The organism is Dawidia soli (assembly GCF_018598185.1).
Classification (GTDB): domain Bacteria; phylum Bacteroidota; class Bacteroidia; order Cytophagales; family Cyclobacteriaceae; genus Ohtaekwangia; species Ohtaekwangia soli.
Map to the genome: position 1 here is coordinate 13,622 of NZ_JAHESC010000056.1, position 14,864 is coordinate 28,485.

At 54.3% G+C, this 14,864-nt stretch carries 10 protein-coding genes; 6 read left to right on the forward strand and 4 right to left on the reverse strand.

Going from position 1 to position 14,864, the window contains the following annotated elements; all coding sequences use genetic code 11:
- Positions 1-105: 105 nt before the first annotated feature.
- From dnaK to KK078_RS26435, 3 genes are all read left to right on the forward strand, one after another.
- Positions 106-2,025: a molecular chaperone DnaK gene (dnaK, locus tag KK078_RS26425; protein WP_254093347.1), complete on the forward strand. Its 1,920-nt coding sequence runs from the start codon at positions 106-108 to the stop codon at positions 2,023-2,025.
- Between the two features lie 192 nt (positions 2,026-2,217).
- Positions 2,218-3,540 (forward strand): aspartate kinase, encoded by a 1,323-nt coding sequence (locus tag KK078_RS26430; protein ID WP_254093348.1) that lies wholly within the window; start codon positions 2,218-2,220, stop codon positions 3,538-3,540.
- 330 nt (positions 3,541-3,870) lie between these two features.
- On the forward strand, positions 3,871-5,175 hold the full coding sequence (locus KK078_RS26435; RefSeq protein ID WP_254093349.1) for a hemolysin family protein: 1,305 nt from the start codon (positions 3,871-3,873) through the stop codon (positions 5,173-5,175).
- 205 nt (positions 5,176-5,380) lie between these two features.
- Here KK078_RS26435 and KK078_RS26440 read toward each other — a convergent pair whose 3' ends face one another.
- Together KK078_RS26440 and KK078_RS26445 are read right to left on the reverse strand one after the other, a co-directional pair.
- Complete coding sequence (locus tag KK078_RS26440) at positions 5,381-6,613, reverse strand: Glu/Leu/Phe/Val dehydrogenase dimerization domain-containing protein (RefSeq protein WP_254093350.1); 1,233 nt, start codon at positions 6,611-6,613, stop codon at positions 5,381-5,383.
- Between the two features lie 123 nt (positions 6,614-6,736).
- Positions 6,737-7,846 (reverse strand): anhydro-N-acetylmuramic acid kinase, encoded by a 1,110-nt coding sequence (locus KK078_RS26445; protein ID WP_254093351.1) that lies wholly within the window; start codon positions 7,844-7,846, stop codon positions 6,737-6,739.
- 54 nt (positions 7,847-7,900) lie between these two features.
- Between KK078_RS26445 and KK078_RS26450 the strand changes: the two genes are divergently transcribed.
- From KK078_RS26450 to lptC, 3 genes are all read left to right on the forward strand, one after another.
- Positions 7,901-8,617 (forward strand): type III pantothenate kinase, encoded by a 717-nt coding sequence (locus tag KK078_RS26450; RefSeq protein WP_254093352.1) that lies wholly within the window; start codon positions 7,901-7,903, stop codon positions 8,615-8,617.
- Positions 8,604-9,860, forward strand: coding sequence for an outer membrane protein transport protein (locus KK078_RS26455; protein WP_254093353.1), 1,257 nt, complete (start codon positions 8,604-8,606; stop codon positions 9,858-9,860). The genes KK078_RS26450 and KK078_RS26455 overlap by 14 nt, the downstream gene beginning before the upstream one ends.
- 63 nt (positions 9,861-9,923) lie before the next feature.
- Positions 9,924-10,448: an LPS export ABC transporter periplasmic protein LptC gene (gene lptC, locus KK078_RS26460; RefSeq protein ID WP_254093354.1), complete on the forward strand. Its 525-nt coding sequence runs from the start codon at positions 9,924-9,926 to the stop codon at positions 10,446-10,448.
- Between the two features lie 11 nt (positions 10,449-10,459).
- Here the strand turns inward: lptC and KK078_RS26465 are convergent, their stop codons facing one another.
- Positions 10,460-11,338: a YicC/YloC family endoribonuclease gene (locus KK078_RS26465; protein WP_254093355.1), complete on the reverse strand. Its 879-nt coding sequence runs from the start codon at positions 11,336-11,338 to the stop codon at positions 10,460-10,462.
- Positions 11,339-11,414: 76 nt separating this feature from the next.
- Entirely contained in the window at positions 11,415-14,852 is a 3,438-nt protein-coding gene (locus KK078_RS26470; protein ID WP_254093356.1) for a translocation protein TolB, read from the reverse strand.
- Between the last annotated feature and the right edge of the window lie 12 nt (positions 14,853-14,864).

Here is a 14,864-nt window from a genome sequence, read left to right on the forward strand (position 1 = left end):
GGAATGGACCTGTCATTGTGTCATTTTTTGCGATGAAAAATGGGTTGGCATAAGCATTGAAGAAGGGGCTTATACAACCTTAAAAACAACAAGAAAGATAATATCATGGGAAAGATTATTGGAATAGACTTAGGAACCACCAACTCGTGCGTAGCTGTCATGGAAGGCAGCGAACCGGTGGTGATCGCCAACAGCGAGGGTAGAAGAACCACACCTTCTATAGTCGCTTTCCTGGATAACGGTAAGGGCGAACGCAAAGTAGGTGATCCTGCTAAACGCCAGGCTATTACCAATCCTCACAATACAGTTTCTTCGATCAAACGCTTCATGGGTAAGAAGTTTGACGAGGTGACAGGCGAAAAGAAAATGGTATCGTACCAGGTAGAAGGTGGCAACAACAACACGGTACGGGTACGTATCGGCGACCGCCTCTACACACCGCAGGAGATCTCGGCGATGATTTTGCAAAAAATGAAGAGCACCGCGGAAGATTACCTGGGCACGTCCGTATCAGAGGCCGTTATCACCGTACCTGCATACTTCAACGACGCCGAGCGTCAGGCTACTAAAGAAGCCGGTCAGATCGCAGGGCTGGATGTAAAACGCATCATCAACGAGCCTACAGCGGCCGCGCTGGCGTACGGTTTGGATAAGAAGAACCACGACATGAAGATCGCCGTCTATGACTTGGGCGGGGGTACATTCGATATCTCCATCCTCGAGCTTGGCGACGGTGTATTTGAAGTAAAATCAACCAACGGTGATGTACACCTCGGCGGTGACGACTTCGATATGCGTGTCATGAACTGGCTGGCCGACGAATTCAAAAACGAAGAGAACGTCGACCTGCGCAAAGACCCGATGGCCCTGCAGCGTTTGAAAGAAGCTGCCGAGAAAGCAAAAATCGAGCTTTCAAGCTCACAAGAGACGGAGATCAACCTGCCCTATATCACATCGGTAGACGGTGTGCCGAAACACCTGGTGAAGAAGCTCAGCCGTGCGAAGTTCGAGCAGCTGGTAGACGACCTGGTGCGCAGAACGCTGGAGCCTTGCCGCCTTGCGGTAAAAGACGCCGGTGTGAATGTATCCGAGATCGACGAAGTCATCCTGGTAGGGGGTTCTACCCGCATTCCCCGCATCGTGGAGGAAGTAGAAAAGTTCTTCGGCAAGAAGCCTTCCAAAGGCGTTAACCCCGACGAAGTAGTAGCCGTAGGCGCGGCGATCCAGGGCGGTGTATTGACCGGTGAAGTAAAAGACGTACTGTTGCTCGACGTAACCCCGCTGTCGCTGGGTATCGAAACTTTGGGTGGTGTGATGACCCGACTGATCGAGTCGAACACGACCATCCCGTCGAAGAAGTCCGAGACATTCTCCACCGCGGCGGACAACCAGCCTTCGGTAGAGATCCACGTACTGCAGGGCGAACGCCCGATGGCGAAAGACAACCGCACCATCGGCCGCTTCCACCTCTCCGATATTCCGCCGGCACCCCGCGGCATCCCGCAGATCGAAGTAACGTTCGACATCGACGCCAACGGTATCCTGCACGTATCGGCAAAAGATAAAGGCACGAACAAAGAGCAGAAGATCCGCATCGAAGCATCTTCCGGCCTGACCGATGCCGAGATCAACAAGATGAAGCAAGAGGCACAAGCCAATGCCGATGCCGATAAGAAGACGAAAGAACGCGCCGAGAAGATCAACCAGGCCGACTCGCTGATATTCCAGACAGAGAACCAACTGAAGGAATACGGAGACAAACTCTCCGACAGCAACAAGGCCGCGATCAACAGCGCGCTCGAGAAGCTGAAAGAAGCACACAAGTCGCAAGACCTCGCAGCGATCGAAAACGGTGTGAACGCACTGAACGCTGCATGGCAAACAGCTTCTACCGAAATGTATCAGCAGTCCAGCGGCGGTCCGAACGCAGGCCCTGGCGCAGGCGCACCGGGCGGCAACGCTTCGAACAACGCAGCCGACAATGTATCGGATGTCGAATACGAAGAAGTGAACGACAAGAAATAATCTTGAGAAGTTAGTTTAACATAGTAAATGGTTTGGAAGGCCTTCCCCGCGGAAGGCCTTCTTTTTTTTGCCCACAAAACCCGGGCTTACGAACGCCCTTTCGCTTGTAACGGGTTGAAAAAGAGCCTGCTGGATGTCGATTGTCGTTTTATCACGTGTTATATTTGCGCGCTTTAACAAAATGCAGTCCTTATGCTTGTAATGAAATTCGGAGGCACCTCAGTAGGGAAGCCTGAACGCATGAAAAAAATTGCGGACCTCGTATTAAGCGTATCCGGTAAGAAGATCGTTGTACTATCGGCTTTATCGGGCACGACAAACTCCCTGGTAGCCATCGGCGACCATCTGTTGTTAGGTCAGAAGGCCAAGGCCGAGGAGGTGATCGTAGGGTTGGAAAATCATTACCAGGCATTCATCAAGGAACTGTACAGCAGCGAAGGCTTCCAGGCCATCGGCCAGGAGATCGTAAGCCGCTTCTTTATCTTCATCCGTCTGCTGGCCGCCGGTCAGTTCGACAACAAGAGCTACCGCGAGCTGCTGGCGCAAGGCGAGCTCATCTCCACCGAGCTGTTCTACCAGCACCTGCAGGAACGCAAGATCAGCGCACGCCTGCTGCCCGCGTTATACTTCATGTCGATAGACGAGAACGAAGAGCCCGAGCTGGAAAAGATCTCCGACCGCCTGAAGCCGCTCGTGAGCTCGCTGACCAACGTCGAGATCATCATTACACAAGGCTATATCTGCCGCAACCACCGCAATGAGATCGACAACCTGAAACGCGGCGGTAGCGACTATACCGCATCGCTGGTAGGAGCCGCCATCCGGGCCGAAGAGATCCAGATCTGGACCGACATAGACGGCATGCACAACAACGACCCCCGCGTCGTGAAGAAGACCGTGCCCATCTCCGAGCTCACCTTCGACGAAGCTTCCGAGCTCGCATACTTCGGCGCAAAGATATTGCATCCGTCTACCATCGTACCCGCACAGAAGTACAACGTACCCGTGCGGTTGAAAAACACCATGGACGAAAAAGCCTTTGGTACCATCATTACCAGCAAAGGCACCGAAGGATCGTTCAAAGCCATTGCCGCGAAAGATGGCATCACCGCCATCAACATCAAGTCGTCGCGCATGCTGATGGCCTATGGCTTCCTGCGTCGTGTGTTTGAAGTGTTTGAAAACCACAAGACATCGATCGATATGATCACCACGGCAGAGGTATCGGTATCACTCACGATCGACAACGATACACACCTGTCGTCCATCGAAGCAGAGCTGAAGAAGTTCGGCACCATCGAAGTAGATAAAGATCAGACGATCATCTGTATCGTGGGCAATAAGATTACCGAGCAGAAAGGAATGCTGAATAAAGTATTCGATGCCCTGGCGGAAATACCGGTGCGCATGGTTTGCTGCGGCGGTAGCCCCAACAACGTAACCGTACTGGTCGACAAGAGCTATAAAGAGAAAGCACTGAACGTGCTGAACGAAGAGCTCTTCGGCCTGAAGTAATTTTCGATAGCATACTATCATCACCGGATGCCGCCCAGACTGGGGTGGGTCCGGTGATTTTTTTGGTGTAACACCGATCTTTTCTTGACCCCTGTAAGAAATACCGGATTCACGTTTATCAATCCTGATTTTTAAGGTAAAACATCGTTTTTAGGACATCGGGGCACCTGCAGCCGGTGTTATTTTTTGCCGATTTTAGCGTCTTAAAATGCCTTATTATCCCGAATAAGGGCTTTTTGCCCGGGTGCCGACACGGTGGCTGGGCGCCAATCACCGGCATGCTCAAAAAAGCGGCACAAAACCGTTAACTTTGAGGTTTTAGCGTTCATTATGACGTTTGATATTCTCTTAACACTTTTCCTGGTGTTTCTGAATGGTTTTTTCGTTGCAGCCGAATTTGCCATCGTTAAAGTCCGTTCTTCCCAAATTGCCATACAAGCCGGCAACGCGCGGAAGGCCGCTGCACAGATCATCATCGACAACCTCGACGGCTTTCTGGCCGCTACGCAATTAGGGATCACACTCGCCAGTCTCGGCCTCGGCTGGGTAGGCGAAGATGTGGTATCACGCATTATCATCAATGTCATGGACGCCTTTGGCCTGCCGCTCGACGCGGCCCTGGCGCATCGCATTTCCGTACCCGTAGCGTTCGCCACGCTCACCGTACTGCATATCGTGTTTGGCGAGCTGGCGCCCAAGTCACTGGCCATTCGCTATCCCACGTCCACAACGCTGGCGGTATCTTTACCGCTGCGCATCTTTTATTTTATTTGTAAGCCCGCCATCGCGTTGCTGAACGGCTTTGCCAACCTGGTGCTGAAGCTCTTTGGTATCAAACCCATACACGAACAAGACGAGATCCACTCCGAAGAAGAATTAAAGCTCATCATCGCCGAAAGCGAAGAGGGCGGAGCGATCGAAAGCAGCGAGCGTGAGCTGATCCAAAACGTATTTGACTTCGACGACCGCATTGTAAAACAGGTCATGGTGCCCCGCATCAAGATCTCGGCCATCAACGTCACCGCTACGCTGGACCAGGCCCTGCAGATCGTGCTGAAGGAAGGCTACTCGCGCTATCCCATCTACGACACCAGCCTGGACGACATCAAAGGCATCGTCACCGGCAAAGACATCGTTCAGCACTACATCAACAAGACCAACAAAACCTTGTTGGAGATCTGCCACCCGCCCTACCTCGTAACGGAAAACAAACCGATCGATCATCTGCTCCGCGAATTCCAGCGCAAGAAAATCCAGATGTCCGTCGTGATCAGCGAATACGGCGGCACCATCGGCATCGTGACCATGGAAGACATCATCGAAGAGCTGGTAGGCGAGATCCAGGACGAGCACGACCACGAAGCACAGATCGTAACGCAAACGGGCAACACCTTCCAGGTCATTGCCACATCACCGATCCACGACATCAACAAAGAGCTGGACGTCCCCTTCGAAGAATCCGAAGACTACGACACCCTGGCCGGCCTGCTCCTCCAGCACAAACCCTTCGACCTCCGCGAAGGCGAAGAGTTCGAGCTCGACGGCTACATGGTCCGCATCATCAAAATGAACAAGACGTTACCCGAGCTCGTAGAGCTCCGCATCCTCGACAGCCCCACCCATAATACAGACTAGCGCGTGAGTGGCAGTCGTTACGGACATCAGTTTCAAACGCAAGGGTGCAGCACGCAAAATAAGTTTGAGGTAGTAGGGGCGAAGCCCCTACACATGTAGCATCTGGCGCGAGTCTGAGCGAAGCGGAGACCCGATAGCTATCGGGTTGTGCCCAGCATTGTGCCGGTCTCCTGACCGGCGTAGAGCATTCGAGTACCAGCGCATATTAAATCGCCACCAACTGCTCCAACGAAAGCTGAAACGAAGCCTGCGCAATCCCCGTCTTCTCCTTGTTCACCGCATACGTCTTCTCCAACGCCCTCCGAATAATAGAAGCAATATCCTCAAAGATCGCCGCATCATCCATCTTCACCTCATTCTCCATAAAGTAAGCAAACACCCGCGCCATACCGCAGTTCGCAATAAAGTCCGGCAGGACAGAGAATTTTTGATCGGCGTATAGCCCGGTAGGGCCAAAGAAAATTTCCGGATCGGCAAACGGCACATTCGCGCCGCAAGAGAAAACTTCCAGGCGCGACGCCATCATGCGGTCTACCTGCTCGCGCGTGATCAAACGCGAAGCCGCCGCCGGTATAAAGATCTCGAAAGCAAGATCCCAGATCTTCGTATTGGCAACATCAAACGGCAACAAATCCGGCGACACCAGCCTGTTACCATTGCGGTTGATCACAAGCTGGCGGATCTCCTCCAGCGTAAAACCATCCTGGTTGATCAGGCCGCCCTCGTGCGTAAGGATCCCTACCACCTTCACACCCATCTGCGCCAGGTAAAAGCCCGCTGCCGCGCCCACGTTACCCCAACCCTGTACCACGGCACGCTTCTCACGCACCTGGCCGCCCCACAGCTCATAATAATGTTTGACCGCCTGCGCCACGCCATAGCCCGTGCACATATCGGCAACAGTATATTTCTTTTTTAACGAAGGCGTGAACCGTTCGTCTTCGATAACTTTTACCACGCCCTGGCGCAACTGCCCGATGCGGTTCACCTTTTGCGCTTCAGAGGGTTTATAGTGTCCCGTAAATACACCCTCCTGCGGATGCCAGATGCCCACATCTTCTGTGATCGGAATGACCTCGTGGATCTCGTCCACGTTCAGATCGCCTCCCGTGCCGTAATAATATTTCAACAGCGGCATCACCGAAGCATACCACCGTTGCAGCACGCCTGCCTTGCGCGGATCGTTGGGATCGAAATTGATCCCCGACTTCGCACCGCCGATGGGCGGGCCCGACACCGTAAACTTTACCTCCATGGTTTTGGCCAGCGACTCTACCTCGCGTTTGTCAAGGCCTTTGCGCATGCGTGTACCGCCGCCGGCGGCGCCACCGCGCAGCGAGTTGATCACTACCCAACCTTCTGCTTCGGTCTCACTGTCTTTCCATTCAAAGACAATCTCGGGGCGCTTATTCTCAAATTTCTGTAAGAGTTCTTTCATGGGAAAAGGGCTTCAGTTTAGGAGCTGCGAGTTTACGCGTTTGACACCGAGCTTCAAAATAAAGCACGCACGGAATGTGCATCTTGAAACACCCATAGATATAGTATATAATCGCCGCCGCGCCTATACCGCGCCGACGATCAGTCCCGAGGAGCTATCGCGCGATGCCAGCGTAACCGACTTCAGACAGTTGACTTCGTTGCGGCTGCGCAGCACCCCCAGGAAAGCAAAGACCAGTGCTTCTTTAAACTTGACCACCGTTTCATCCGGAATGATCAACGACGCGCGATCGCCGCAATGATCCAGCAGGCAGCTCATAAAGAAGTGATTGAAAGCACCGCCCCCCGTGCAGAGCACCGAGGGAACGCGGTTGCCCACACTGCTCAGAATGGCATCACCCACTTCGCGCGCGGCCGCAACCGTAAAAGTATGCAGGCGGTCGTGTAGGGGGATCGTGTCTTTGTCGAGCAGCGGCTGGAATTTTTTCTCAAAGATCTCACGGCCGAGCGAAGGTTTTTTCGCCCGCAGCGGCGCATACGCTTTTGATAAAGACTTTAAAAGGCCTGCATGCAGCTCGCCCTGTGCCGCCAGGGCACCACCCGCATCATAAGCCTTCCCGGCTTTGCCCGCCAGGTAATTCAGGCCCATGTTTACAAACGCGGCATCCCACGCCAGGCGCTTGCCCTTTACATCCAGCGATAAATTGGCAATGCCGCCCAGGTTGAGGCATACATCGTATTCATGAAAAAGATGCTTATCTCCTACGGGCACGAGCGGTGCACCCTGCCCACCGTACAGCACGTCCAGGCTGCGGAAGTCGTAGATCACAGGTTTCTCCGCGGCGGCATACAGGGCCTGTCCGCTGCCGAGCTGGAACGTAAAGCCCTTGCCGGGTTGGCCGGGCTGGTGAAACACCGTGTGGCCATGCGATGCAATAAAATCTACGTTGAGCTTATGCTTGCCGAGGAACGTGCGGCAAGCCTGCCCCAGGAAATGACCGTAGGCAACATCGAGGGCCACGAGGTCTTCGCCCAGGCATGCGTGGGCCGTGGCCAGCGTCTTTTGCCAGGCCGGCGTGTATTTCAGCGTCTCCGCCTGCAAAATGGAAAAGGTCCAGCCGGCGGCGGTTCGTTTAAACGTACAGCAGGCCAGGTCCAGACCGTCGAGGGATGTGCCCGACATCAGGCCGAGGACTTTATACACATCTTTTGTAGAGTTGTTCTTTGAATCCATACTTTTGAAGTGGTCAGACGGCATCGCGGCCAAAACTGTAAATTTTCAAACGGCATGAATATAGTGGTTGATTACGGGAACTCATCAGCCAAGGTGGGGATATTTGAAGGGACGGTCCTGAAAGAGAAACGCATATTTCGCGAAGAAGAAGCCTTGCAACAGTTTCTACAAAACTTTCCGGCGGTTCACTTCATCATAAGCTCGGTAAATGCCGATGCCGCCCGCGTGGCGGGCTGGACAACAGCCCAACAGAAATTTGTGCTGCACCATTCGTTGCCCTTGCCCATCCGCAACCTGTATGCCACACCGCATACGCTCGGGGTGGACCGGCTGGCAGGTGTTTGCGGTGCGCAGCAGATGTTTCCAGACGCCCCGTGCCTGGTGATTGACGCCGGCACGTGCATCACGTACGATTTTCTGGACCGTACCGGGGCGTATCACGGCGGCGGAATTTCGCCCGGCCTGAACATGCGGTTCGAAGCCATGCATACGTTTACCGCCCGTTTGCCGTTAGTGCAGGCAACGGGCTCGGTCGAGTTGATCGGCAACAGCACCGAAACCTGCATGCAAAGCGGCGTGATTTATGGCCTTCTGGAAGAAGTTGACGGCATAATTCGTCGCTACCAGGAGAAATTTCAGGGTTTGCAGGTGATTTTGTGCGGGGGCGACGCCCTATTTTTTGAAAACAAACTTAAAGCGTCCATATTTGCGAGCCCTGAACTGGTTCTCAGCGGATTAAACAGCATTTTGATCTATAATGTCAGTCATTAGAAAGATTCTTTTTCTGGGTATTGTTGTCGTCGCGTCCGCAGATGTTTGGGGTCAGGCAGCAAGCTCACCCTTCACCAACTTTGGCATTGGAGATACCTATGGCAGTTCGCTCATCCACAATCAGGGAGCGGGCACCGGCGTAGCCCAACCGCAATTCTGGTACATCAACAACCAAAACCCCGCCCTGCTGGTGTTCAACAGCCTCACCTCGTTCGAGGCGGGGATGGTCTACGAGCAACGCAAGATCCGCAACAATGAGTTGAGCGAAAAGACCACCGGCGGCAACATGAGCTACCTGGTGACCGCCTTTCCCATCAAGACAAACAAATGGACAACCTCCATCGGGCTGATGCCCTATACCAACGTCGACTACTCCTTTGGATACGACACGACATTCACACACGACAATGACCGCAAAGCGCGGATCACCGAGTCGGCAAACGGCGGGCTTACCCAGCTCTACTGGTCCAACGGCGTGCGCATCAACAAAGAAATGAGTGTGGGCCTGCGGGCGTCTTACATTTTCGGGCCGATCGAAAACCTCACCACCGATGTGTTGGAAGGCACCTCTACCGTGGTGACGCACGAACAAAAGACAACCGTCTCGGACTTTAATTTCGGCGTGGGCTATTCGTTCAGCCGCGACTCCCTCTGGGGCAAAAACTACCGGTTCAGCGCCGGCGTGGTCTATAACCTGGCCACCTCGCTGGGCGGCAAAATGAGAGAGCGCTTTTATGGCGTGTCACTTGCCGGCGATACGTCCGATATTTATCCGCTGTCAAGCGTTCGTGGCAGCATCAAGATCCCCTCCTCGCTTACGGTAGGCGTGGCATTGAGCCGCGGACTGAAGTGGAGCCTCGCGACCGAGTTTACATACCAGGACTGGTCGGATTTCGAGAGCGTTAACGCAGACGATGAAGGCCTCGGCAAGTCGTGGCGTGCAGCATTGGGCGGCGAGATCACCCCCGATCCCGTGGCGCTGGGCAGCTACCTGAAGCGCATCACCTACCGCGGTGGGGTCAGCCTGGAACAATATCCCTTCCTGCCCGGTGGCAACGCCTTAAAAGACTACGGCGTCAGCGTGGGCATGTCGTTGCCGGCCGGCCGGTCAAACCTCAACCTGGCGTGCAAAGTGGGCCGCCGTGGCGATCGTGCAAAAAATGACCTGGAAGAAAACTACGTCAAGATCTACTTTGGCATAACTTTTAATGATACCTGGTTTATCAAGCGTAAGTTTGACTAAGCGCCTTTTTCGATAGAACGATAACACGAAAGGCCGTAGCGTTATGGCCTTTTGATTTTATAGATGATGCGATACCTGTCCATAGTGTTTATAGCAACGTTACTCATCGCCTGCGACCAGCCGGAGGCGAAAGAGCCTGTGGAATACAAAGGCCCGTTGCGCGAAGTAGAGAACATGGAAATGTTCTACACCGAAAATGACCGCATCAAAGTAAAAATGCAGGCAGCCGTAGTGTACGAGTTTTTGAACGGCGACCGCGAATTCCCGAAAGGCATCTACCTGGAGTTTTATACCGAAGAAGGCACGCTGGAGTCTACCCTAAAGGCGAACAATGCCTACTTCTTCAAAGAACAGAATCAATGGCGCGGACGCGGCAAGGTAGAAGTTAAGAACATCGCCAAGAACGAGCAGCTCAACACCGAAGAGCTATTCTGGAAACCGGCCGACCAGAAGATCTTTACCGAACAGTTCGTCACCATCAAGCAGCAGGAAGACGTGATCTACGGCACAGGGCTCGACGCCAAACAAGATCTTTCAGACTATGTCATCACCAAGCCCTACGGCGAAGTAGGGTTCCAGGAAAACTGATACCCTCCCTGTCAGAGCACGTTATTTAATTGTTCCTTGATCTTCTCCAGCTCCTCCTTCATCACCACCACGTGCTTTTGAATGTCGGCATCGTTGGCTTTCGAGCCGATGGTATTGATCTCGCGGCCGATCTCCTGCGAGATAAAGCCCAGCTTCTTACCGTTGGACTGAGCCTCCTGTAGGATTTGTATAAAATAGTTCAGGTGAGAACGGAGGCGGACTTTCTCTTCGTTGATGTCCAGCTTCTCGACGTAAAAGATGATCTCCTGCTCCAGCCGGTTGGTGTCATATCCTTCTTCGCCAAAAAAAGCGTCGACATTTCCCTTCAGCTTCTCACGGATGCGCTGCACGCGCTTGGGGTCGAGCGCCTCCACTTTCTTCAGCTCTTCGCCGATCGTGGTGCAACACTCTTTTAACATCTTGCCCAGCACATCGCCCTCGGCCTTGCGAAATTGATCGCACTTCTGCATGGCATCGTTCAGGAGTGTGCGAATGGTATTCCACTCTTCGTCGTTGCCCTCTTCTTTTAAAGAGCTTTGAATAACATCGGGCGAGGAGAGGGCCAGTTGAAACAGGTTGTCGTACGGCGCCACCACACGGTCGGCCAGCTTCTTGAGCTCGCCGTAGTACGCGGCAAACAGCGCTTCGTTATAGGTCTGCTTTAGGGTGGTATCGCCATAGCGTTGATACTCCACGGTAATAGAGACCTTGCCCCGCTCGAGCTTTTCGCTCACCAGGTTCCTGAGCTCGATCTCCTTTTCGGAGAACAGCTTGGGCAGCCGCAGGTTCAGGTCCAGGAACTTGGAGTTGAGGCTTTTTATTTCCACGTTGATCTGCCGTTGGCCGTCATCGAATGCCGACTGGCCAAAGCCTGTCATGGATTTTATCATAGGGGTCAAAAATTAAAAAGGGCGGCATGATGAGTCATGCCGCACCCAAATCTTGTGCAAGATAGAGAAATGTCTGTCAGAAGTCGAACCCGAGCGTTACGTAAAATTGCGGGTCGCGTACCTTGTAATTTTCGACTGGCCAGGCCAGGTCGCACTTCACATAATACCCCAGGAACATGGTGCGCAGCCCCGTGCCGTAGCTATACAGCCACGGGTTCAGGTAATTCTTGATTTCGGCTTCAAAGGGGCCGCCCTGTACAACAGTATAGCTTACGCTGTTGTTGGACGAGAAGGGCGGCTTGCCCGACCAACTCGTACCCATGTCGTAAAACGCCGTCAGCTGCATGTGACGCAGGAAGTTCGACGAGATCGGCCCGTTCACCAGCGCCCGGATCAGGGGCACACGCAGCTCGGCATTGAACAACAGCACACTGTTGCCAAAGAGTGTACCGTAATCAAAACCCCGCAGGCTGGTAGCATACTCGAGGAAGAGCAGATCCGGGTTCGGGTCTGCAACACCGTCGCGGTTCAGGTCGACCGACGAGAGCGGGTTGGGCTGGCCTTTGCTGGTGCGGCCGGTATAACGGGAGTCGTTAAAGAGCCAGTTATCCATACCGCCGAGCATGTACAGCTTCGGCGATTTGCCAAAGAACGAGCCGCCAAAAGCGCGCAGCGCCAGCACGATTTCCTTGTAGATAGGCTGGTAGTGACGCAGGTCGACCGACACCTGGCTAAAGCTCAGGGCTTTGTTGCTGAGGCCCTGGTAGTGCTGGAAGCTGACCTTGCCGCGCGAACCCTCGATGAGGTTGAGGCCCGTAGAGACAGAGTTGTCGTACACGAGCTCTGACCGCACACCACCATAGTAGTTATTGATCGGCTCGGTGACGGGCTCGGCCGAAGGATAGTCGGCAAGGCCAAGGTCGGCGGTACGCGTTACCGCGCCGAACGGTTTTACCGTTACCCGCAGGCGGTCCGTGATCGGCAGCGATGCGCCGATCTCCAGGCGGTGCATGGTATATTTATAGTCCGTGCTGTTGTTGATGTCGTCGTTCGTGACCGTTTCCCAGCGAATAGCCTTTCTGTCAAAGCGGGCGCTGAAGTCGATCTTCGCCGGCAGGTATTGAAACTCGGCATATACATCGCCGCCGCGCAGGTCGATCGGTGCCAGGATGCCGCCATAGAACCGGTAGTTCTCCAGCATGTCGTTCATCTGCGTTTCGAGCAGCAGGCCCACACCCCGTAGCTGGTCCACCACCAGCGACGTCACCACGTTGTCTGCGCTGAACTTCGACTCGTACGGGAACGGACCCGTAACGCGTCGCCGGTCGCGCGCTTTCATGTAGCGGTTCATGAACGACTCCGCCGGCTGCGTTTGTTTGACCGCCTCGTCTTCAAATACATAGTTGTCGGTGTTGACAACCTCGGGTTTCTTCTCCGGGGCCGGTGCCGGCGTTTCTACCGTGTTGTTGATCGGCTGGCCGTCGAACGTATAATCATCTGTATTGACCTCGCCCGGTTTCAGCTCGGGCGCCGGGCGCTTGACCGTGTCGGCCGGCACCTTTACCGTATCGGCAGGCGCGGGCACCTTCACCGTGTCGGCAGGCGGTACCGTCACCGTGTCCGTCGCCACGCTATCTTTCTCCTTGTTGGCTTCCTTCAGGCGCGCATTGAGCAGGTCTTTGATGCTCATGTTCTTGTTGCTCTCCTGTTTGCGCTTCTCGCGGATCACGCGCGCTTGCTGAAGCTCCTTGCGGCGAGTGGCCGGCGTAAATACCTGGCGGTTTACATCGAAGCTCCGGTCTACAAAAATGTGCTGCCGTTGTTTCTCCGTCATGGCCACCATCGCCATCGTGCCCGTGCTGAGGTTCAGGTCGTAGTCTTTGATGCTGGTGTCGAAGTTGGTCACCTGCGAGTAAATGCCCGTCGCCTGGTTGTATTTAAACAGGTTGACGATGCCGCGCTGGTCGCTGAGGTAGTATACATTGCTCTGGTCGGCCGCCAGCGGCAGGATGTCCTTGCTCAACGTATTCGTTACACGCTTCAATGTAGCCGACGTGCTGTCCAGATCGTAGATAAAAAGATTGTAGTTATTGTTGAGCTTCTCGAATTCCGGCTTGGCATTGGCCCGCAGCGAGTCGGTCGTACGGTTGGAAGAGAAAATGATCCGGTTCGTGCCCGGAATAAAGCTCGGGTCGAGATCGTCGAAGAGGTCGTTGGTCAGACGGCGTACACGCTCGCGGCGCGTGCTCAGCAGGAACAGGTCGCTCTTGCCTTCAAAGTCGGCGCTGAGAATGATCAGGCGGCCGTTGTCCGAAAAGTGCAGGCTGCGGATGTTGCTGAACTTCTCCAGCGCGCGGGGCTGCTTGGTTTTTGTGCTCAGGTCGTAGAGCCAGAATACATACTCGCCGCGCTTCACACCGATCACCCCCAGCGTGGAGGCATCCGACCAGGCGATGATCGGCTGGCGGTAGTCCACACGTTGGTTGATCACCTTGCTGCCGCCGGAAATGATCGTCTTTTCTTTGCCGCTCGCCAGCGACTGTACTTTTACAATGTACCGGCCCCGGTCGTTCTCCGCATACGCAATGTAGCGGCCGTCGGGGCTGAGCTTCACCGTGGTGAACTCGGTCGTGCGGTTGTGACGGCGACTGAACTGCAGCGAGTCGGCGGGCGCGACATACACCTTGGCCGTGGCCGTCTCCATGTCGGTATAATACCGCTGCCACTCCGTCAGCATCTGCCGGAAGCTGATCCCCAGCGTGATCATGATACTCTTCTCCTCGTTGCGCGTCACACGCGTATAGTTGAGGATGTTGGCCATGCTGCTCTTGCCGTACTTCTCCGTAATGAAATTCCAGATCGACTGCCCCACCAGCGCGCCCTCCTTGCCGCCGAGCTTCGTGGCGCGCTTCGCCTTGCGCGTGCGCACCAGCGTGCGGATATAGTCGTCCATCTCGGCCGTCCAGCCCTTGGCGACGTACAGCGAGGCTCCGTTCGTAAACCAGTCGGGCAGGTTCATGAGAATGGAACTTTGGAAAATGTCTTTGAGGTTGCCGCCGAACATCATCTCGTTCACCATCAGGTCCGAGATGCGGAACAACAGCTCTTCCTTAAACTCCTGGGCCGTGCCGAGGTGTGCTACTTCGATATAGGGTTTGATGAATTCGGTTTCGCCGCCAACCTTGTACACGTTCCGGTTCAGGCCCATGTTGCTTTGCCGCAGGTCGGCCAGCGAATTGTAGACAAATACTTTTGTTTTGAAGTATGGCGGGTAGTCGATCATGTCGGTAATGCGATCGAACTCGCCTTCGAGGTATTCCAGCGCTTGCTGGGCAACGCCCTTGCGGGCATCGTAATAGTAAATATCAAAGTTCTCGCCGCTCAGATATTGCCAGTCGAACTGGCGGTATTGAATGCGGTTCTTGCCAAAGACCTCTCTAGCCTGCTGGGCAGACCCGGTAACGGAGATCAACACAATCAAGAAAACAGCTAGTAAACCTCTGCGCAGCATCATAGTCATTTAGGG